This window comes from Vannielia sp. ABF1_015 (assembly GCF_056160745.1).
The window spans coordinates 331,456-352,443 of the sequence record NZ_JBSWXT010000003.1; the positions used below are offsets into that span (position 1 = coordinate 331,456).

General features: G+C 66.1%; 17 protein-coding genes. 1 reads left to right on the forward strand and 16 read right to left on the reverse strand.

Annotated elements, in window-relative coordinates; translation table 11 throughout:
- Positions 1-13: 13 nt before the first annotated feature.
- The 11 genes from ACXAG6_RS18935 to chvE all read right to left on the reverse strand — a co-directional run bounded on the left by ACXAG6_RS18935 (position 14) and on the right by chvE (position 12,529).
- Complete coding sequence (locus ACXAG6_RS18935) at positions 14-856, reverse strand: SMP-30/gluconolactonase/LRE family protein (protein ID WP_475339450.1); 843 nt, start codon at positions 854-856, stop codon at positions 14-16.
- On the reverse strand, positions 853-1,455 hold the full coding sequence (locus ACXAG6_RS18940; RefSeq protein ID WP_475339452.1) for a 2-dehydro-3-deoxy-6-phosphogalactonate aldolase: 603 nt from the start codon (positions 1,453-1,455) through the stop codon (positions 853-855). The genes ACXAG6_RS18935 and ACXAG6_RS18940 overlap by 4 nt, the downstream gene beginning before the upstream one ends.
- Positions 1,452-2,354, reverse strand: coding sequence for a 2-dehydro-3-deoxygalactonokinase (locus tag ACXAG6_RS18945; protein WP_475339453.1), 903 nt, complete (start codon positions 2,352-2,354; stop codon positions 1,452-1,454). Before ACXAG6_RS18945 ends, ACXAG6_RS18940 begins: the two co-directional genes overlap by 4 nt.
- Before the next feature lie 7 nt (positions 2,355-2,361).
- Positions 2,362-3,882: an aldehyde dehydrogenase (NADP(+)) gene (locus ACXAG6_RS18950; protein WP_475339454.1), complete on the reverse strand. Its 1,521-nt coding sequence runs from the start codon at positions 3,880-3,882 to the stop codon at positions 2,362-2,364.
- 8 nt (positions 3,883-3,890) lie between these two features.
- The gene (locus ACXAG6_RS18955; protein ID WP_475339455.1) at positions 3,891-4,808 is read right to left on the reverse strand and encodes a dihydrodipicolinate synthase family protein; all 918 of its coding nucleotides are present in this window, start codon (positions 4,806-4,808) and stop codon (positions 3,891-3,893) included.
- Positions 4,809-4,822: 14 nt separating this feature from the next.
- Positions 4,823-5,833: an aldose epimerase family protein gene (locus ACXAG6_RS18960; RefSeq protein ID WP_475339457.1), complete on the reverse strand. Its 1,011-nt coding sequence runs from the start codon at positions 5,831-5,833 to the stop codon at positions 4,823-4,825.
- The gene (locus tag ACXAG6_RS18965) at positions 5,830-6,753 is read right to left on the reverse strand and encodes a Gfo/Idh/MocA family protein (RefSeq protein ID WP_475339458.1); all 924 of its coding nucleotides are present in this window, start codon (positions 6,751-6,753) and stop codon (positions 5,830-5,832) included. The genes ACXAG6_RS18960 and ACXAG6_RS18965 overlap by 4 nt, the downstream gene beginning before the upstream one ends.
- Positions 6,754-6,820: 67 nt before the next feature.
- The gene (gene araD / locus ACXAG6_RS18970) at positions 6,821-8,566 is read right to left on the reverse strand and encodes an L-arabinonate dehydratase (protein WP_475339459.1); all 1,746 of its coding nucleotides are present in this window, start codon (positions 8,564-8,566) and stop codon (positions 6,821-6,823) included.
- Positions 8,567-8,648: 82 nt separating this feature from the next.
- The gene (gene mmsB / locus ACXAG6_RS18975; protein WP_475339460.1) at positions 8,649-9,881 is read right to left on the reverse strand and encodes a multiple monosaccharide ABC transporter permease; all 1,233 of its coding nucleotides are present in this window, start codon (positions 9,879-9,881) and stop codon (positions 8,649-8,651) included.
- A gap of 9 nt (positions 9,882-9,890) precedes the next feature.
- Positions 9,891-11,411 carry a multiple monosaccharide ABC transporter ATP-binding protein gene (gene mmsA, locus ACXAG6_RS18980; RefSeq protein WP_475339461.1) on the reverse strand — a complete coding sequence of 507 codons (1,521 nt, stop codon included), beginning with the start codon at positions 11,409-11,411 and terminating at the stop codon, positions 9,891-9,893.
- A 65-nt stretch (positions 11,412-11,476) separates the two neighbouring features.
- Positions 11,477-12,529: a multiple monosaccharide ABC transporter substrate-binding protein gene (chvE, locus tag ACXAG6_RS18985; protein WP_475339462.1), complete on the reverse strand. Its 1,053-nt coding sequence runs from the start codon at positions 12,527-12,529 to the stop codon at positions 11,477-11,479.
- Between the two features lie 170 nt (positions 12,530-12,699).
- Here chvE and ACXAG6_RS18990 point away from each other — a divergent pair, with 170 nt between their 5' ends.
- On the forward strand, positions 12,700-13,614 hold the full coding sequence (locus ACXAG6_RS18990) for a LysR family transcriptional regulator (protein WP_140015712.1): 915 nt from the start codon (positions 12,700-12,702) through the stop codon (positions 13,612-13,614).
- 79 nt (positions 13,615-13,693) lie between these two features.
- Here ACXAG6_RS18990 and ACXAG6_RS18995 read toward each other — a convergent pair whose 3' ends face one another.
- From ACXAG6_RS18995 to ACXAG6_RS19015, 5 genes are all read right to left on the reverse strand, one after another.
- Positions 13,694-14,152, reverse strand: a complete 459-nt coding sequence (locus ACXAG6_RS18995) for a 3-hydroxyacyl-CoA dehydrogenase family protein (RefSeq protein ID WP_475339464.1) — start codon at positions 14,150-14,152, stop codon at positions 13,694-13,696.
- Positions 14,149-15,072 (reverse strand): helix-turn-helix transcriptional regulator, encoded by a 924-nt coding sequence (locus ACXAG6_RS19000; RefSeq protein ID WP_475339465.1) that lies wholly within the window; start codon positions 15,070-15,072, stop codon positions 14,149-14,151. The genes ACXAG6_RS18995 and ACXAG6_RS19000 overlap by 4 nt, the downstream gene beginning before the upstream one ends.
- Positions 15,073-15,163: 91 nt before the next feature.
- Positions 15,164-16,108: a putative zinc-binding metallopeptidase gene (locus tag ACXAG6_RS19005; RefSeq protein WP_475339466.1), complete on the reverse strand. Its 945-nt coding sequence runs from the start codon at positions 16,106-16,108 to the stop codon at positions 15,164-15,166.
- Between the two features lie 60 nt (positions 16,109-16,168).
- The gene (locus tag ACXAG6_RS19010; RefSeq protein ID WP_475339467.1) at positions 16,169-16,669 is read right to left on the reverse strand and encodes a hypothetical protein; all 501 of its coding nucleotides are present in this window, start codon (positions 16,667-16,669) and stop codon (positions 16,169-16,171) included.
- A 9-nt stretch (positions 16,670-16,678) separates the two neighbouring features.
- On the reverse strand, positions 16,679-20,968 hold the full coding sequence (locus ACXAG6_RS19015) for an RHS repeat-associated core domain-containing protein (protein ID WP_475339469.1): 4,290 nt from the start codon (positions 20,966-20,968) through the stop codon (positions 16,679-16,681).
- Between the last annotated feature and the right edge of the window lie 20 nt (positions 20,969-20,988).

Sequence of the window (20,988 nt, forward strand, 5' to 3'; positions counted from 1 at the left end):
GCGTCCTCGCGGGTTAGAGGATCACCTGCGGTTCTGGCAGCCCGGCCACGCCGGCGGGGGCCTCGTAGGTGACGCCCTGCTTGCCGTCTTTCTTCATGCCGCCGCAGGCCGTGGTGACGTAGAGCGTTGTCAGCCCCTCGCCGCCGAAAGCCGGGCAGGTGGATTTTTCGCCGCCGACCTCGATGACGCGATCCGGCGTGCCGTCCGGCAGGTAGCGCACAACGCGGCCCGCGCCCCATTGGGCGTTCCAAAGCGCGCCTTCGCTATCCACCACCGAGCCATCGGGGTAGAGGCCCTCTGCGCTCAGGTCCACGAACACCTCCGGCGCGCCCGAAGGCCAGCCCTCGGCGTCGAGCGGGGTGCGCATGATCTGGTGGGTCGGCGTATCGGCCCAATAGGCGGCGCGGCCGCCGGGGGCGAAGCAGATGGAGTTGCTGACGGTGATGCCGCCGTAGAGCTGGCGCAGCTCGCCCATGTGATAGCGGTAGATCGCCCCTGCCCCCTTCTCCTCCTTCTTGCCCATCGTCCCGATCCAGAAGCCGCCCATCGGGTCGGCGCGGCCGTCGTTGGAGCGGGTCACCGGGTTATCTGCTTCCAGCGGCAGCACGCTCTCGCGCACGCCGGTGGCGAGATCGAAGGTGAAGAGCTCGGTTTCGGAGGCCATGAAGAGCACCTCTTGCGACATCCAGCCCGCGGCGGAGACATGCTCGGAGAAGGTCCACTCATGCGGGCCGTCGTCGCCCCGGGTCAGCAGGCGGTTGCCGAGGATGTCGAACCAGAAGAGCTGGGCGCGCTGCGGGTGCCAGAGCGGGCCTTCGCCAAGGCGGCAGGCGCGGGTGTCGTAGACCGTGCTCATGCCATCACCGCGTCATAGGCCGCCACGATACCGGCGGCCTTCTCGGCCACCGCTTCGGCGCTGTCGCCGGGCTTGTAGAGCGCCGAGCCGATGCCGAAGCCGGAGATGCCCGCTGCCGCCCATTCGGCGAAGTTATCCGGCCCTGCCCCGCCAACCGCCAGCACCTCTGTGCCCTCTGGCAGCACGGCGAGCATGGCCTTCAGCCCAGCGGGGCCGACCAGCGAGCCGGGGAAGAGCTTGAGGCCCGTTGCGCCGTGACGCAGGGCGGTGAAGGCCTCGGTGGGGGTCATGCAACCGGGGTAACTTTCCATCCCCGCCGCCACTGTGGTGTCGATCACGCGGGGGTTGGTATCCGGCGAGACCACGAGGCGCGCGCCGGTGGCGGAGACTTCAACCACCTGCTTGGGGGTCAGCACCGTGCCGGCGCCGATCACCGCCTTGGGGAAGGCCTCGGCCATGGCGGCGATGCTCTTGAGCGGCTGGGGCGAGTTGAGCGGCACCTCGATCTTGGTAATCCCGGCGGCGATCAGCGCCTCGGTCACGGGCAGCGCCTCGGAGGGTTTGAGGCCGCGCAGGATGGCGATGAGGTTTCGGGTCATTGGGCGGTTCCGGTCAGGGCGATGCGGGCGGCGGTGAGGCCCGCGAGGGCGAGGTGCTCGCCATCATGGGTTTCAGGGGCGACGCCTTGGGCAGAGAGCGCCTTGGCGTAGGGCTGGGTCAGCAGCGGGCCACCGATGAGCACCACGCGTTGGCCGAGCCAGTAGGGGCGCGCGGCGGCCAGTTCGAGGCCGATGAGCGTGCCCGAGAGCTGCGCGCGCGCCGTGCCGGGGGCGAGGCCGGTGAGCAGGGAGGCGGCGCGGAGCGAGAAGAGCGAAGAGGCCATTCGCTCGGGGCGTGACATGGCATCTGTCGCGGCTTCGGCAAAGGCGGCGTCATCCCAGCCCTCGCCGTGGAGCGAGTGGCGCAGCACCGATTGGGAGGAGAGCAGCGAGAAGATCTCGCCGGTCATGAAGGTGCGGAAGCTGACGATCTCGCCCGCCGAGATATGCACCCATTTGGAGTGGGTGCCGGGCAGGCAGAGGATGCCATCGAAATCGGGGTGGCCTGCGAGAAAGCCCGCGACCTGGGTTTCTTCGCCGCGCATCACATCGGCGGGCTCGGCTTGGCTGAGGCCGGGCAGGATGCGCACGCTGAGGCGCGGATCGGTGGTGGGGGCCGTCACCGGCGCGAGGCCCGAGGGCTTGCAGGGCACGGCGGCATATGGGGCTTCGACCCAGCCTTGGCGCGCGCCTGCCATGCCGCAGATCAGCACTTCGGTCGGGCCATCGCCGAGGTAGTTTTCGGCGAGGGCGAGCAAGGCGGGCTCATACCCATCGGCTGTGAGCCCGCCCATACCCGCGTCAGAGGTTTCGCGGCCGATCACCTCCCCCTCCGGGCCGATGGCCCAGAGACGGAGGTTGGAGGTGCCCCAGTCGGCCGCGATCCAGCTTGTTTTCATGTGCCTGTCAGGCTCCGGCGAGATCTTCGGGGAGGATCGCGTCGGGCATGTTCTGGTAGCACACCGGGCGCAGGAAGCGGCGGATCGAGAGCGTGCCGACGGAGGTTGCGCCGAAGTTCGTCGACGCCGGGTAGGGGCCGCCGTGGACCATGGTGTCAGCCACTTCCACGCCGGTCGGGAAGCCGTTGACCAGCAGGCGGCCTGCCTTGCGCTCGAGGATCGGCATCAGCGCCTTGGCGCGCTCGGTGTCGCCCTCATCCATGTGGATGGTGGCGGTGAGCTGGCCTTCGAAGCCCTTTGCGAGGGTTTCCATCTCGTCCTTGCCGGAGACGCGCACCACCAGCCCGAGCGGGCCGAAGACCTCTTCGCCAAGGGCGTGGTCTTGCAGGTAGGCCTCTGCGTCGGTCTCGTAGAGGTTGGGAGAGGCGTTGCGGCCCTCGTCCTCGTTGGTCAGCAGGGGCTGCACGGCGTTGCGGCCATCAAAGCGGGATTTGCCGTCCTTGTAGGCTTGGGCGATGCCGTCGGTCAGCATGACCTGCGGTGCGGCCTTTTCGAGCGCCTCCTTGGCGGCGGAAACGAAGGCGTCGCCATCGGCACCCTTCTCAACCACGGCGATGCCGGGGTTGGTGCAGAACTGGCCTGCGCCCATGGTGAGCGATCCGGCCCAGCCCTCGCCCATCGCAGCGCCACGCGCCTTGGCGGCCTCGGGGAGCACGAACATCGGGTTGACCGAGCCAAGCTCACCGAAGAAGGGGATCGGCTCGGGGCGGGCGGCGCAGAGGTTGAAGAGCGCACGGCCACCGCCAAGCGAGCCGGTGAAACCCACGGCCTTGATCAGCGGATGCTCGACGAGGGTTGTGCCCACGTCACGCTTGCCGCCCTGTATCAGGGAGAAGACGCCGGGGTGGATGCCGCATTTCTGGATCGCGGCGTCGATGGCTTGCGCCACGATATCGCCGGTGCCGGGGTGGGCGGAGTGGCCCTTGACCACGACCGGGCAGCCAGCAGCCAGCGCGGCGGCGGTGTCGCCCCCGGCGGTGGAGAAGGCGAGCGGGAAGTTGGAGGCGCCGAACACGGCAACCGGGCCGATCGGGCGCTGAACCATCTTCAGGTCAGGCCGGGGCAGCGGGGCACGGTCGGGGAGCGCCTCGTCATGGCGCACGTCGAGATAGCCGCCGTCGCGGATGTGCGACGCGAAGAGGCGGAGCTGGCCGGTGGTGCGGCCCCGCTCGCCTTGCAGGCGGGCCTCGGGCAGGCCGGTTTCGGAGGTACCGATTTCGGTGATCTCGGCCCCGCGCGCCTCGATCTCGTCAGCGATGGTGTCGAGAAACTTCGCGCGGGTTTCGCGGCTGGAATAGCCGTAGGTCCAGAAGGCCTCTTCGGCGGCTTCGCAGGCCTTGTTCACCAGATCGGGCGTGCCGACCGGATAGTCGAAAGCCTCGCCGTGGGCGGGCTCGGATTTGAAGGTCGAGGGGCCATCCAGCCATTCGCCGGCGACAAGGTGTTTGGACTTGGGGGTAAAACTCATTTCTCTCCTCACTTGCCCCATTTCAGGGCGATCAAATCAAGTTCTTTGGACAGTTGCAGCAGGCGCGACTTCGTGCGCTGCGACATGGGTTTCAGCGGATGGCGGACGTGGTCGGAGCCGATCACGCCGCCCTCCATCATCACCGTCTTGGCAGCACGGAGGCCGCATTGGCGGTTTTCGTGGTTGATCAGGGGAAGGCAGCGCTTCCACCCGGTGAGCGCGGCTTCATTGTCACCGTCGAGGTAGTTGACGACGATGGGGCCGATCAGCTCGGGCTGGAGCGCCGAGGTCATGGTGCCAGTGCAGCCTGCATCCAGATCGGCCAGAAGCGTCACCGCCTCTTCGCCATCGAACGGCCCAACGATGGCATCGCCGCCCTGCTCGATCAGCGCGGCGAGCTTGTCGGCGGCGAAGGGGGTTTCGATCTTGAAGTAGGACACATGTTCGATCTCCTTGGCCATGCGCACCAGCGTGGGCACGGGGAGGGAGACGCCGGAAAGCGGAGCGTCCTGCACCATGATCGGAATGTTAATCGCGTCGCTAACAGCCTGGAAATGCTCCATGATCCCGGCCTCGGCGGGCACGAGACCGACGCCGTGATAGGGCGGCATCATCATCAGCATGGAGGCGCCAAGGCTCTCGGCGTATTTGGCACGATCCACCACGACTTGGGTGGAGAAATGCGAAACGGTGACGATCACCGGAACGCGGCCAGCGACATGCTCGATGGAGACGCGGGTGAGCAGGGCGCGCTCTTCGTCGGAGAGCACGAATTGCTCGGAGTAGTTGGCGAGGATGCAGATCGCATCCACCCCTTGGTCGATCATGCAATCGAGGACGCGGCGCATCCCCTCTTCATCCACCAGCCCTTCGGCGGTGAAGGGCGTGGGGGCGACGGGGAGGATTCCGGTGAGCGGGCTTTGCATGGGTGTTCCTTACGTCAGATACGGGTGACATGGAACCGGGAGACCTGCCGATAGGTCTCGCTCGGCGAAAGGGTGATTTGCGGATAGTCCGGGTGGTTGGGCGCATCGGGCCATTTTTGCGGCTCGATCGCCACGCCTGCATGGGGGCCGTAAGGCACGCCTGCATGGCCGGGGGCCTGCGAGTTCAGGCCGGAGCCGTCGTAGACTTGCAGGCCGGGTTCGGTGGTGTCGATCTCCAGTTGCAGCTCGCCCGCGCGCAGGGTGCATGCGGGGTGCATCTGGGTGCCGGGAAGGCGCAGGCAGAAGTTGTGATCGAGCTTGGGGTCATCCTCGGGCGTGGTAATGGCGCGGGGCTGGCGGAAATCGAAGCGGGTGCCGGCGACGGGCTGCGGGCCACCCTGCGGGATCTTGTGCGCGTCTACGGCAAGGTAACTGTCGGCATCGACGTGCAGGGTGTGGCCGTCGAGGGTGGGGGTGCCGTCGAGGTTCCAGTAGCTGTGATGCGCGATGTTGCAGAAGGTGGGCGCGTCGGTTGTGCCGGTGATCTCCAGCGTCAGGGCACCTTCGTTGTCGAGCGCATAGGTGGCGTTGAGGGTGAGGTTGCCGGGGTAGCCCGCCTGCCCGTCTGCCAGCGTGATCGTGAAGGTGGCGGAGGTTTTGGTGCTGCTGGCAAGCGCCCAGTTGACGTAACCGCAGCCATCAGAGCCGCCGTGGATAGCGTTGCGGCCTGCTTCGTTGGTTTCGAGCTCAATGATCTGGCCGTTGAGCGGGGCCTTGCCACCGGCGATGCGGTTGGCGGCGCGGCCAACCACTGCGCCGTAGTTCTTCATCCCCATGCGGTAGGGCTCGAAGGTGGGCGAGCCGAGGACGAGGCTGTGCTCGACGCCCTCGAGGCGGAAGTCCTGCAGGCTTGCGCCCCATGTCATCACGCGGGCGGTGGCGGGACCGTTGGCGAGGGTGACGATCTCGACGGTATCGCCCTCGGGGGTGGTGGCGAAGATCTCGCGATTCTGATCGGGGGTCATTCGATGAAGGGCTCCGTAAGAGTGCGGTGGCCAAGGGTGAAAGCATCGGCGACGTGGCGCATGGGGGCAAGGTCCATGTCGATCTCACCTCGCGCGACAAGGCGGGCGAGGTTGGCGTAGAGGCGCGGGTATTCGCCCTTGAGCGCATCCGCGTCTTCGCCCTGCTCCTGCCCGTCGATCTGCATGCGCGCGCCGCCGTCGAGCAGCTTGAGGGTGCCTTGGCTCGTTTCGGCCTCGATCTCCCATGTCTGGTCGCCCGTCTGGCGCCAGTCAAAGGTCATGTTCGCCTGCGCCGTGGGGTGGGCGAAGGCGAGGGTTGCGCCGATGGGGGCTTGGCAGTTCTCGGGCACCTCCAGCGTGGCGTCGGTGAGGTGGATTGGCTCAGGCAGGATCTCGGTGACGATGGAGAGCGCATTGATGCCCGGGTCGAAGACGCCGAGGCCGCCGGGCTGCCATATCCATTCTTGCCCCGGGTGCCAGCGGCGCACGTCTTCCTTCCACGTCACGGTGAAGTTGGTGAGCTTCTTGTCGGCCAGCCATGCCTTTGCTGCGGGCACCATGGCGGCCTCGCGGCTGTGCCATGAGGCGTAGAGGGTGACGCGGTGCTGGCGGGCGAGCTGTTCGAGCGTGTGGCACTCGGAGAGGGTCGCGCCGGGGGGCTTTTCAAGCATAACATGGCGGCCTGCGCGGAGCGCCTCGGCTGCCAGCGCAAAGCGCGGGACGGGCGGCACGCAGAGCGAGACGACGCGGATTTCGGGGTGCGCTTCCAGCATCTCGGAGAGCTGGGTGTAGGCGGCGACGCCCTCCACGCTGCCATTCCGCGAGACGGTGGCGCCCAGTTCCCAATCGGGAGAGGCGGCGATGGAGGGGACGTGTTGATCCACCGCGATCTTGCCGATGCCGACGAGGGCGATTTCCATGATGGTCTCCGGTTGGTTCGAATGGTGGGCAAATTGCCCCCGGAAGGTGGGCAGATTGCCCACCCTACTAGTGCGAGTCGCGGCCTACCTCGTTGCCCCGACAGCCTTGGAGGAAGTCGAGATCGGCCCCCGTATCCGCGCCCATGACGTGCTGCTGGTGGAGCCAGGCGTAGCCGGATGCGGGCTGCTCGTGGGTGGGGGACCATGCGGCGAGGCGGGCGGCGAGTTCGGCCTCGGGGATATCGAGGTGGAGTCGGCGGCCCGCCACGTCGACCTCGATCATGTCGCCGGAGCGCACCACCGCGAGCGGACCACCGGCGGCGGCTTCGGGGGAGGTGTGCAGGATCACGGTGCCATAGGCGGTGCCCGACATGCGGGCATCGGAGATGCGCACCATATCGGTGATGCCCTTTTTGAGCACCTTGGGCGGCAGGCCCATATTGCCGACCTCGGCCATGCCCGGGTAGCCCTTGGGGCCGCAGTTCTTCATCACCATGATGCAGGTCTCGTCGATGTCGAGCGCGTCATCGTTGATGCGGGCCTTGTAGTCTTCGATATCCTCGAACACCACGGCGCGGCCCTTGTGTTGCAGGAGCGCAGGCGTGGCGGCCGAGGGCTTGAGCACCGCGCCACCGGGGGCGAGGTTGCCCTTGAGCACGACGATGCCGCCGGACTGGGTGAGCGCCTTTTCGGCGGGGAGGATGACATCTTCATTGTGGTTCACGGCCTCCTTCACCTCGTCCCAGATGCCGGTGCCGGAGACGGTGAGGGCGTCGCGGTGCAGCACTCCGGCCTCGCCGAGGCGCTTGAGCACCACGGGCAGACCACCGGCGTAGAAGAACTCTTCCATCAGGTATTTGCCGGAGGGCATGAGGTTGACGATGGTGGGGATGTCGCGGCCGCAACGGTCCCAATCTTTCAGCGTCAAGTCCACGCCGCAGCGGCCCGCCATGGCCAGCAGGTGGATCACCGCGTTGGTGGAGCCGCCGATGGCGGCGTTGGTGCGGATGGCGTTTTCGAAGGCCTGCTTGGTCATCACGTCGGAGGGCTTCAGATCGTCCTTCACCATCTGGACGATGCGGCGGCCCGAAAGCTGGGCCATGACGCGGCGACGGCTGTCCACCGCCGGGATGGCGGCGTTGCCGGAGAGGGCCATGCCGAGGGCTTCGGCCATGCTCGCCATCGACGAGGCGGTGCCCATGGTGTTGCAGGTGCCGGTGGAGCGCGACATGCTTTGCTCGGCTTCGAGGAATTCCTCCTGCGTCATCTTCCCGGCCTTCACATCCTCGGAGAACTTCCAGAGGTGCGTGCCCGAGCCGACACGCTCGCCCTGGAAATAGCCGTTGAGCATGGGGCCGCCGGTGACGACGATGGCGGGCAGGTCGACAGAGGCCGCGCCCATCATCAGCGAGGGCGTGGTCTTGTCGCAGCCGACCATCAGAACCACGCCGTCGATGGGCTGGCCGCGGATGGTTTCCTCCACCGCGAGGGCCGCGAGGTTGCGGAACATCATGGCGGTGGGGCGGTAGGTGTTTTCCGACGCCGAAAACACCGGCACCTCGACCGGGAAGCCGCCGGCCTCCCAGACGCCGGCCTTCACCTTCTCCACCAGTTCCTTGACGTGCGAGCCGTTGCAGGGTGTCAGCTCGGACCATGTGTTGAGGATGCCGATGATCGGGCGACCGTCGAACAGATCATGTGGGTAGCCTTGGTTCTTGAGCCAGCCACGGTGGTAGATGGTGTCGCGGGAATTGCCGCCATACCACTCTTGCGAGCGGAGTTTGCGGGGCCATTCGGCGGGTTTGAATGTCATCTCGTTACCTCCGGGCGGGATGGTGCGCCATGAATGCGCACCCTACGGGCGGTGGGTGTAGGGTGCGCGTTCACGGCGCACCTCATCCCTGCTTGGATTTGTTGTAGACGTCGAAGAGCACAGCGGCGAGCAGCACGAGGCCCTTAATCATCTGTTGATAGTCGATGCCGATGCCCATGATCGACATGCCGTTGTTCAGCACACCCATGAGGAAGGCCCCGACGACCGCACCGACGATTTTGCCAACCCCGCCCGACATCGACGCGCCGCCGATGAAGACGGCTGCGATCACGTCAAGCTCCAGCGCGAAGCCGGCCTTGGGCGTGGCGGTGTTGAGGCGGGCGGCGTAGACGAGGCCTGCGATGGCGGCGAGCACGCCCATGTTGGCGAAGGCGAGGAAGGTGAGCCGCTCTGTCTTGATGCCCGAGAGCTTGGCGGCCTTCTCGTTGCCGCCGAGGGCATAGACGCGCCGCCCGATGGTCGTCTGCTCGGTGACGAAGGCGTAGATCACCGTCAGCACGCCCATGGTGATGAGCACGTTGGGCAGGCCCCGGAAGGTGGCGAGCTTGTAGCAGATGAAGATCAGCGCGGCGGAGACGATCAGGTTGCGGGCGACGAAGAAGGCGCGGGGCTCATCCTCGATGCCATAGGCCTTGTTGCGGGCGCGTTTGCGCATGCCGAGCCATGTGATGATGCCCGCGGCGACAACGCCGGTGAGCAGGGCCAGCACGTTGACCTGCCGCGCGCCAAAGAGGCCTGCGAGGCTTTCGCCAAGGCTCGCCGGAAAAAGATCGGGGATGAAGCCGTTGGCGATGACCTGAAATTCACGCGGAAAGGGGCCGACGGACTGGCCTTCGAGCAGCCAGAGCGAGGCGCCGCGAAACACCAGCATGCCCGCAAGGGTGACGATGAAGCTGGGCACCTTCCAATAGGCGACCCAATAGCCCTGCGCCGCCCCGATCAACCCGCCCGCGACGAGGCAAATCAGGCCGGTGGCATAGATATTCCAGCCCCAGTTGACGATCATCACCGCCGCCAGTGCGCCGATGAAGCCCATGACCGAGCCGACCGAGAGGTCGATGTTGCCCGAGACGATCACCACCAGCATGCCAAGCGCCATGATGATGATGTAGCTGTTTTGCAGCATCAGGTTGGTGATGTTCACCGCGCGGAACAGGGTGCCATCCGTCACGATCTGGAAGAACACCATGATGAAGATCAGCGCGAAGAGCAGGCCATACTCGCGCAGGTGGCTCTTCAGGTAGCTTCCGATGCTCTTGGGGGCGTGGGTTTCTGTGTCTTCAGCGATTGCCATGGGTCTTCCTCAATCGGTCACGATGAGCGACATGATGCGCTCCTGGCTGGCCTCTTCGGCGGAAAGCTCTCCCACCAGGGCCCCTTCGTTCATCACATAGATACGGTCACACATGCCTAGCAGTTCGGGCATTTCGGAGGAGATCATGATGACCCCTTTGCCCTGCTCGGAGAGTTCGTTGATGATGCCGTAGATCTCGAATTTCGCGCCCACGTCGATGCCGCGTGTGGGTTCGTCGAGAATGAGCACCTCGGGCTCGGCAAAGAGCCATTTGGAGAGCGCCACCTTTTGCTGGTTGCCGCCCGAGAGGTTCATCACCTTCTGGAACACCGAGGGCGTGCGGATGTTCATCGCGGCGCGATACTTCTCGGCAACCTTGGTTTCTTCTGCCTCGTTCAGCACACCGGCGTTGGCCACCTCGGGGAGGTTGGTGAGGGTGATGTTGCGCTGGATCGTTTCTTCGAGGATCAGGCCAAGCGATTTGCGGTCTTCGGTCACATAGGCCAGCCCGGCCTGAATGGCGCGGGGAACGTTGGATGTGTCGACCGGCTGGCCGCTGATTTCGACGCTGCCGGAAATGTTGCGCCCGTAGCTGCGCCCGAAGATGCTCATGGCAAGCTCGGTGCGGCCCGACCCCATAAGCCCCGCAATGCCGACGACTTCGCCAGCGCGAACGGTGAAGTTGGCGTTTTTGATCACTTGCCGTTCGGCGTGCTCGGGGTGCCAGACGTTCCAGTCTTTCACCTCCATCAGCATGTCGCCGGAGCGGCGGGTACGGGCGGGGTAGCGGTTGGCCATGTCGCGGCCCACCATGTCATGGACGATGCGATCTTCGGTGATGCCGCCCTCGCGGGCATCCATGGTGGAGACGGTGGTGCCGTCGCGGATGACGGTGACGGTATCGGCCACGCGGCGCACTTCGTTGAGCTTGTGGCTGATGATGATCTGGGTGACGCCCTGTTGCTTGAGCTCCAGCATGAGATCGAGCAGGGCCTGGCTATCGGATTCCGAAAGTGCGGCGGTGGGCTCATCGAGGATGAGCAGCTTCACCTCTTTGGAGAGGGCCTTGGCGATCTCGACGAGCTGCTGCTTGCCGACGCCGATGGAATCGACCTGCGTGGTCGGTGGCTCCTTGAGGCCGACCTTTCGCAAGAGTTCCTCGGTGCGCTTGTTGGTATCGCGCCAGTCGATGACGCCGCCCTTGGCGCGTTCGTTGCCGAGAAACAGGTTTTCGGCAATCGAGAGCAGCGGCACAAGCGCCAGCTCTTGGTGGATGATGATGACGCCACGCGCCTCGCTGTCGGAGATGCTGCGAAACTCGGCCAGCGCGCCTTCGTAATGGATTTCTCCCTCGTAGGTGCCGACGGGATATACGCCGGAAAGCACCTTCATCAGGGTGGACTTGCCCGCACCGTTCTCTCCCACCAGCGCATGAATTTCGCCCTCTTTCACCGTCAGGTTGACGGTATCGAGAGCCTTCACGCCGGGGAATTCCTTGGTGATCGCGCGCATTTCAAGCAGCGCTGTCATTCGCTTTGCCTCCGCCTTCGTTGGGGCCCGCGCGAGCGCAGGCCCCGGGAGAACCCCCGTAGGGATTACTTGATCTGGTCTTCGCTGTAGTAGCCGGAGCCGATCAGGATCTCTTCCCAGTTGCTCGCGTCGACGGAGACGGGCTCGAGCAGGTAGGACGGCACAACCTTGACGCCGTTGTCATAGGTTTCGGTGTCGTTGATCTCGGGCTCGCCGCCACCCAGAACCGCATCGACCATGCCCACGGTCACGCGGGCCAGTTCGCGGGTGTCCTTGAAGACAGTGGAGTATTGCTCACCGGCGAGGATCGACTTGACCGAAGGCACCTCGGCGTCCTGACCCGACACGATCGGCATTTTCAGGTCGCCCGAGCCGTAGCCGACACCTTTGAGCGACGACAGGATGCCGATGGAGAGGCCATCGTAGGGCGACAGAACGCCGTGGACTTCCTTGTCGGTGTAGTGGGCGGAAAGGAGGTTATCCATCCGGGCCTGAGCCACGGCGCCGTCCCAACGCAGGGTGCCGACGGTATCCATGCCCATCTGGCCGGAAACGATGTTGATGGTGCCATCGTCGATCAGCGGCTGAAGCACCGACATGGCGCCATCGTAGAAGAAATAGGCGTTGTTGTCGTCGGGCGAGCCACCGAAGAGTTCGACGTTGTAGGGGCCGTCGCCGAAGCGCTCCTTGAGGCCGTCCACGAGGCTGGAGGCCTGCTGCACGCCAACCTTGAAGTTGTCGAAGGTGGCGTAATAGTCGACGTTGCCGGAGTCGCGGATCAGGCGGTCATAGGCGATGACCTTAATTCCGGAGGCGGCGGCGTTTTCCAGCGCGTTCGACAGGGTGGTGCCGTCGATTGCGGCAATGACCAGCACGTCCACGCCCTTGGTGATCATGTTCTCGATCTGGGCGAGCTGGTTGGGGATGTCATCCTCGGCATATTGCAGGTCGGTCTCGTAGCCGGCCTCTTCGAACTGCTTGACCATGGACTCACCGTCCGAGATCCAGCGGGCCGAGGATTTGGTGGGCATGGCGATGCCAACGGTGCCTTCGGCATAGGCACTAGCGGCCAGCGACACCACGGCCGCAGCCGAGGCGAGAAGGGTCTTGATATTCATTTGTTTCCTCCAAATGCGTGCGCTTGGCGGGCCTCCCAGCCCCTGCATGCGCACATCTCCCTGTTGTGGGGCCGTGAAGCGCCCATGCCCTTCCGATAGCGCGGCGTTTACATGACTGTAAAATGCGATTATGCGCGATGTGCATATCAGTTTTGTTATGAGGGCGGAGCATGGATCTGGCCGGGCGGCTGAAACCGAGGCAGCTGATGCTGATCCAGCGGATCGGGGAGACGCGGCAGTTGCAGACGGCTGCGCATATGCTGGCGATGAGCCAGCCCGCCGCCTCCCGCGTGCTTGCCGAAATCGAGGCCGAGGTGGGTGCGCCGCTCTTTGCCCGCCACCCCAAGGGCATGGAGCCGACCCTGCTGGGCGAGACCTTTCTGCGCCACGCGCGGGTGATCCTGAGCGAGCTGGAAAGCCTTGAGAGCGAGGTGGCCGGGCTGCGCGCCGGAGAGAGCGGCGAGGTGCGGGTGGGCTCGGTGACCGGGCCGACGGTGGGGGTGCTGGTGCCTGCCATTCAGGCGGTGCGAGAGGCCGCGCCGGACATTCAGGCCACCATTGAGGTGGGGCCTTCAGGGCAGTTGGTGAGGGGGCTGGAGGAGGGGCGGTTTGACTTTGTCATCTGCCGTCTGCCGCCGGAATACGACAGCCGCCAGTTTGCCATTTACCCGGCGCGCAACGAGGTGGTGAGCCTTGTGGTGCGGGCCGGGCACCCGGCGCTTGGCGCGCCGCGGCGGCTGGCGGAGCTGCGGGATTATGAATGGGTGATTCAGGATCTCGGCACGCCGATCCGGGTGGCGATGGACGGGGCCTTTCATGCCGCCGGGCTGGGCGCGCCGGAGCGGATCACCAATTCATCGTCCCTGCTGGTGGTGCTGTCGATCCTCGGCGGCACCGATGCGATTGCCCCGCAAAGCCAGGAGGTGGCGGATGTGATCACCCGCAACCGGATAGGAGACAGCTTTGCCACGCTGGAACTGGCCGATGCACTGGCCGTGGCGCCCTATTTCGTGATCCACAACCGCAGCCAGCAGATGCACCGCGCGGCGGAGCGGGTGATGCAGGAGGTGTTTCGGCGGTTGTGAGGAGAGGGCTCATCCGCCCTTCGAGGCGTCTTCGCCCTGGCTGAAGCGATGAGGCCCCAAAGGGGGGGCGAAGAGCGGCTCAGCCAGGCAGGCCCAACGCGGCGCGGGCCTCGGGCGGCATATCGTGCGAGGCGAGGTCCATCGCCCCGAAATACCGCGCCCGGATCACATCGGTGCTCAGCTCGCGCCATTCCCGCCCGGCAAAATGCGCCTCTTCGCGGATCAGGTCTTCGACCAGCGGGTCCACCACCGCGCCGCCGCCGCCGGGGTAGCGGAACCAGCCGACACCGACCTTGCGGCCCAGCCGCCCCTCGGCCACCATCCTGTCTGCCACGAGGAAGGGCTCGGTGCGAGCCACCTTTATCACATCCAGCCCGATCTGGTCCTGCATGGCGCAGGGGCCTTGCGCCATGCCGCCCGCCTCCAGCGCCTCGTCCAGCTCCCACGGGTTGGAGCCTTCGAGCAGCAGCGCCTCCACCTCGGCATGGCTCAGGGCCAGAAGCCGGGCGGTCGAGTCATGAATTATAGTGCTGGTCATTCGCCGGTGAGAAAGCCGCGCTCGCGTACCAGCGCCTCCAGCGCGTCGAGCGTTGCCTCGAAGGCTTGGCCCGATGTGTCGAGCTGCGCCTCGGCCCGCTCATAGAGCGCCTCGCGCGATCGCAGGATGCTTTTGAGCTGCTCCATCGCCTCGGGGTTGCCCGCCATGGGCCGCGTATCGCCCTGCGCCCGCACCCGGCCCATATGCTCTTCGGGCGAGGCCTTGAGCCAGACCGTGTGAAACTGCGACAGCAGGCTTTTGTAGGTATCAGGCTCGGCGACGATACCGCCGGCGACGGCGAGGATCAGGGCCTCATGGGTGGCAGTGATGCGACTCACCGCCTGCGCCTCCAGCTTGCGGTAGCCCTCCTGCCCGTAGAGCGCCATCACCTCGTTCACCGGCATGCCCGATTGCTCTTCGATCTCGCGGTTCAGCTCGATGAAAGGCAGGCCGAGGCGAGCGCCAAGCGCTGCACCGAGCGTGGATTTTCCGGCTCCGCGCAGGCCGATGAGGCAAATTCGCTGGCCGCGCAGGCGGCCCGGGGGCTCGGGGCTGAGCAGGTCGAGCACGCGGCTGCGCACATCGGCGGAAGAGTAGGAAAACAGATCGGCGACGCGCATGGCCTCCGAGGTCCACGGGTCATCCTCGCCCACCAGCCATTCGATCCGGTGGTCGAGCGCCACGGCGACGCGCTTGAGCAGGCCGATGGAGATGTTGCCCTCTCCGGCCTCAAGCTGTGCCAGATAGCGCGGCGAGACGCCGGACAGCTCTGACACCACCCGCCGGGGCAGCCCGCGCAGCTCGCGGGCCTTGCGTACGCGCTCGCCCACCCGCGCGATCAGACGGTCGACGGCGGCCTCCATCTCGTCGGCGGCAAGCGCATCGGTCGCCTCGCCCTGAAAGTTGGTGATCTCGCTCATGTCCTGCCGCGTTTCGTGCCCGTCAATCCATCGTGTGAATTATAGTGCACAAGATGGACGATCCGCCGGGCGGCTTCAACGAAATTCGCGCCTACCCTCCCCGGCGCAGCGCCCCATGGGCGAAGGCGAGCTTGTCGCGCACCGCGTCGGTGAGCACAAAGGGGTAGAGATCGGGGAGGTCGAGCGCGCGGTTGACGTGGTTGACGCGCATGGCGAAATCTGCGGCGCGTTCGATCAGGGCCAGCGCATCGGGCTCGGCATAGCCATCGCCGCCGGGTGCGAGGGCCACGGCCCAGCCGCTGTCGACAAGATCGGTCAGGTGCAGCAAGTGGGCCACCGTCTCGGCCCAGTCCTCATGCGGATGCGCAGTGGCGTAGCTGGTAATATGAGTGCCGCCCGCGGGTTTGGGATTGGCATAATGCGCCTTGAGCGCCTCGCCATAGTCGGCCCGCTCGTCGCCAAAGAGGGCGCGGAAGGCGGGGGCAAAGCCCGGATCATCCTGACTGAGGCGCATGAAGAGGTAATGCGCCAGCTCGTGGCGCAGATGGCCCGACATGGTGCGGTAATCTTCGGCCAACCGCTCGCGGCGCTCTTCCTGCACCGCGCGGCTGGATTCGGCCACATCGAGGGTGATGAGCCCATCGGCGTGGCCCATGATGATGTCTTCCGGCCCGTGGCGGGTGCGGTCGGCCACCAGCTCGAAGCGGGGGGCGGGGCCGTGATCGGCGGGGCCGAACCAGCCCCAGCGCAACAGCCCGGCCAGCACCCAGCGCTTGGCGGCCTCGGTGCGGGCAAGCCGGCTTTCGGCCCCTTCCACCTCTGGGTCGGGGATCACCTCTGTCATCGCGCAGGAGCGGCACAGCTCCCCTGCCCCCTCGGCCCGCCAGTTGCAGCCGATGGCCACGCGGCGGGCGCAATCGTCGCCATGGGTCATCACCTGCGCATCGGGGTCGAAGTGCAGCGGGTGGCCATTTGGGCAGAAGGTGTTGTTGAACCACACCTGAGCGGCGCAGTCGGGGCAGTGGAAAATTTGCATGGAAGCCTCCGGGGATCGGCCCTCAACGGTTGAAACCGGCGCGGGTTCCGCCCGGGAGGCTCAGTTTTTTGGGAAGTCCTTCGGGTAGAAGTCATCCGGGTTCACGTCGATCCGCCGCAGCGCGACCTCGATCATGTTGTGCGTGGTCGGCGGGAAGGGGTGGCCCAGCTTGCCGAGGCTCTCCAGCTCGGCGGGTGTGGCGGGACGGTCGGGCGCGGCCTCGCTGAGATCAACGACCTTGGTGCCCATGATCCGCAGCGGCTGATGCAGCGCCGCGCCCTCGCGCAGCGGTGCCTTGTGCAGCACCCATTTGCCGCCGAATTCCTCGGCCTCTTCCGGCTTCAGCGTAAACTCCTCGCCGCCGATCGCCATATCGGTGATCAGCAGCGGGCTTTCGTCGATGTCGGCGGGCAAATCGGGGCTTTCGCCCATGCGGTCGAAGACGTCGCAGAAGAAGATGAAGTTCTCATAGACGTGGGTGAAATATCCGTAGCCATAGCCCCCGCCGAGCAGCGGGGCCGAAAAATACTGGCCGGGTTTGATCTTGGGCATCCGTGGCATCTGCACTCCTCATCCACAGCCGCCGTAGCCGGCGGTGCGCTGTCGTTCGTGTTCCTGAAACGCCTGGGCGCGGGCGTCGTTTCGACCTTCGGCATAGGACCAGACCCGGTTGGGATCGCCGGCCCGATAGGGCTGGCCGATGCGGCTGGTATCGCGGGTGCCGTAATGCCTGATGTCGGCCTGTTCGTAACCACGCGCCTGCGCGTAAGTCAAATTCCGCTCGACCACGTTCATCTGGTAGCCCCGGCCAAGCCGCCCGGTGCCGGTGTGCCCCGAGCGGCGGACGGCCGGGTCGTTGGTGATGCCGACATAGACGACATCACCGGCACCATTGGTGATATGGTAGAGCGAATAGCCCCCCTGATCGAGCGGCGTGAGGCCGAAGAAGTCGATCGCGCCTGTCGGGTTGGTTGGGTAGCCATAGAGGTTTTCGCCGCCCAGCAGGCCGATTGGGTCGGGCTGGGTGTAGCGGCCAAGCTCGGGGTGCAGGTAGCGGTTGCGGTTGTAGTGCAGGCCGGTTTCGGGGTCGTGGTACTGGCCGGGCGCACGCAGCGGCTGAGACAGGCCGCCGGGCTCCATGACCTGTGCCCGCCCATAGGCGCGATACTGCGCCGACCAGACCATGCCACCCTTCGCGTCAAACAGCGCCTGCGGCGTGCCGAGGTGGTCGGTGTCGTAGAGATAATGCGCGCCGTTCTCGACGAGAAAGAGCGGAACGAACTTGCCGGGGTGATAGATATAAAGCCGCTGGCAGGGCGTGATATCGGCCTCCGCCTCAGCCCCTGCCCCGGTTGCGGTGCTTTCCCCGATCATATCGTCGCCACACCAGTAGAACCGGGTGGTTTGAATGCTGTCCGCGCCTGCGCCGTCGTTGGCAGAGTCGCGGTGGGTGCGCAGGGTTTTGGAGATGCGGCGGTTGAAGGCGTCGTAGGTGTAGCTGGCGGTCACCTCGCTTTCCCAAGTGGTGATGCGCGCCTCGCTGAGCCTCCCGGCCCCGTCGTAGGTATATGTGCGGCGGGTGTTCTGACGCGCGCCTGACCAATCTTCCACCATGTTGCCCTCGGCATCATAGCTGAAGTGGTGGTCACCCATCACCCGCACCTGCCCGGCGTTCTGGCGGATCGCCACGGAAGTGGTGGGGCTTTCGGGCGTGGTGGCGGCGACGAGGTGGTTGGCCTGATCGTAGGCGAAGTGCTCGGGCGACCAGCCCTGAATGGCCGTTAGCCGCTGGGCGGCGTCATAGCTATAGGTGCGGGTGCCAAATCGGCTGTCGGTCAGCTCGGCCAGCGTGTTCTCGGCCGTCCAGCCGTAGTCACGCCGCAGCAATTGGCGGAAGCTGCCGGAGCCGCTGTGGTGCAGCACCTCCTGCTCGGCAAGGCGCCCGCCCGCATCGTAGCTGTGCCGCAAGTGAACGGCCCCGGCGGCGATGCCTTTCAGGCGGCCGAGGGGATCGTGCGAAAAGCGCGCGAGCTCGCGACCATCGAGGGCGAGCGCGGCGGGGCTGCCATCATCGGCGTAGTCATGGGTGATCTCGCGGCCATCGGGGAGCAGCAGTGCCTCAACGCGGCCGCGCAGATCATAGCGGCGGGTGGTTGTATCTCCGTTGATGGTTTCATCCACCACGCGGCCCGCCGCGTCATAGCTGAAGCCCACCACCACGCCGGGCGATACCGCCTTTTCTACCTGCCCATTCGCGTCCCAGCTGAAGCGGTGGATGCTGCCATCGTCGTGGCGGCGCTGGAGCGGCCTGCCCCAGATATCGGCGGTTTGCTCGGTGCGCCGCCCACCCTCTGTCCAGGCCACCAGCGCGCCGGTCTCGGGGGAAAGCTCCAGCAGCGTCTCGCGCCCGTCAAAGGCCACCTGCCGCAGCAGATCGCCCGCGGCGTCATACTCCAGCCGATAAACCTCGCCCTCGGCATTGGTGACGGTGAGCGGGCGAAACTCGCTGTCGTAGGTATACACGGTGGTGGCCCCGGCGGGCTCGACCCGGCGGACAGGGTGGCGAATGCCATCGTAGCTCAGCCGGGTTTCCGCGCCTTCGGCGGTGATGTGGCGCACGATGTTGCCGTCCGGGTCATGCTCCATCCGGGTGATGCGGCCTGCGCCTTCATCTATCTCCAGCGGCTGGCCGAGCAGATCGAGGGTGATGCGCAGCTCGCGCCCGTCGCTGTAGTGCTCGCGCACAACCCGGCCCAGCCCGTCACGTTCATAGAACCGCTCCAGCGCGTCGGGGCCCTCGGCCACCAGAAGGCCGCCAGCGCTGTAGCGCCCGCGCCAGAACGGGCCCTTGGCGTCGAGCGTGGCCAGCCTGCGGCCGTGCTCATCGCGTAGGAAGCGGGTTTCGGCACCGGTGGCATCGGTCTCGGCCATGCAGTTGCCGATCTCGTCGTAGCTGTAGCTGGTGGGGCCGTGGTGGCTGTCGGTGGTGGAAGCCACGAGGCCGAAGCGCACATCGGTGGGCGGCACATCGAGCATGGTCTGGGTAAAGACCGCGCCCTTCTCGGTGGTGCCCTTCACCAGACGGCCCATGTCGTCATAGGCATTTTCCACCGCCGCGCCGGTGGGTTCTTCGGTGCGCAGCAGGTTGCCGGCCTTGTCGTAGCTCATCCGGCGCTCGCGCCCGAGCGGATCCACCTCCAGCGTCACATGGCCTGCACCGTCGTGGAAATAGCGCGTTTCGTGGCCGTCGGCATCGGCGACCACGGTGCATCTGTGAAGCTCGTCATAGGTGAAGGCGGCGTGGTTGAGCAGGTCCATCGCGCCAGAGGCAGAGCGGCCCCACGTGCGGGTGACGCGGGTAAAGCTGGCATCCCACTCGAACACATAGTGCAGCCCGCCCTTGCGGGTTTCGCTGACCATCTGGCCCGCGTGATAGGCATAGCGGATGGCGTTGCCTTCGGCATCGGTGGCATGGGCGAGGTTGCCCGCGGCATCGTAGCCATAGCGCATCAGTGCGAAGCGTTCGCCCTCAATGGTGGGGTGCGGCGCGTCGATGGCGACAAGGCGGCCATAGCTGTCGTGGTGGAACCCGACAACATGGCCCGCAGAGCCTGTCATCTGGGTCAGCAGGCCGAGACGGTCGCGCTCGATTGAGATGCGGTTGTTGTTGCGATCCGAGAAGCCTGACAGCAGGTAGCCGCCAGCCACGTAAGGATCGGGCGCGAAGTGGCGCGAGATGCCGTTGTAATCGCGAACGGAGAAGCGGCTGCCGTCTGTCTCCAGAATGAGCCGCTCAACGGTGTTGACGGAGGGGCGGCCCGGCTCGGGCACGTGGAACAGCGCAAGGCGGCCATCCTCCAGACGCAGCGCGAAAGCATCGAGTGCGGGCGAGTAGAGCAGGCGCTGGCCCAGCACATCGGCCCATTTTGCCCCGAGGTTGCCGCTGGCCCCGGTTTCGGTGGAGCTCGACATCCAGGCCCGCGAAAAGGCGAATGGCAACGGGCCGGGCAGGGTGAAATCGACAGAAGTGGTGAACAGCTCGCCGGTGGCCACATCAACCGGGTGGCCCCGCGACATTCGCCCGCCCAGCCTGCCGCCGAAGAAGCCGCCGATCCACTCGCCGGTGGCCTCACCGATGATGCGCCCGCGCTCGCCGCCGATCTGCTCGCCGACGGTGCCGCCCGCCTCTTTGCCAACGTAGCCAAGCGCCAGACCACCGATGGTTTCACCGGCAAAGCCGATGAGCGCACAGGTGCCGCCCGCCATGAAGGCCGCCGCCGCCCCCGCGCCCACCGCAACGATGGAGCCGCCGATGGCCATGACCTGTGCCGTGGTGGTCATCCACGCGGGGATCTCGGGCTGGATGTCGAGCATCTGCACCGAGGCGCCGCCGTATCTCACGTTTTCCGAGCCCTGCGATATCTTTGCGCCGCAAACCGAGGTTTCATCAACCCGCGCGGCAGGCATCATGTTGATATGAACACGCTCCGCGCCGGTGGCGATGGGCTTGGGCGGGCCGGGCGCATGCATGGCGCAGAGCACCCCGTCGAGCACCGAGCGTGCTGCCGGACGGTTGTTGACGAGGACATTGACCGCGCAGGGTGGCGAGATTGTGCCGCAGGGTGGCCCCATGAAGGTGGCCCCCAGCGCCCCGCCCAGAAGCGCCGTGCCCCCCGTTGCCGCCACGCCCGCGCCAACCGCCGCCACCACCGCCAGCGCCGCGCCGCCTGTGGCCACGGTCGCCGCAACGATGGCCACGCCGACCACAGCGCCAAGGATGGCCCCACCGAGAAACCCGGCGAGCGCGGAGGTGTGGGAGATCTGATCAAGCAGCCGGGCGGCCGGCTTTGCATCGGACATGACTTGCGGCCCTCCGAGGG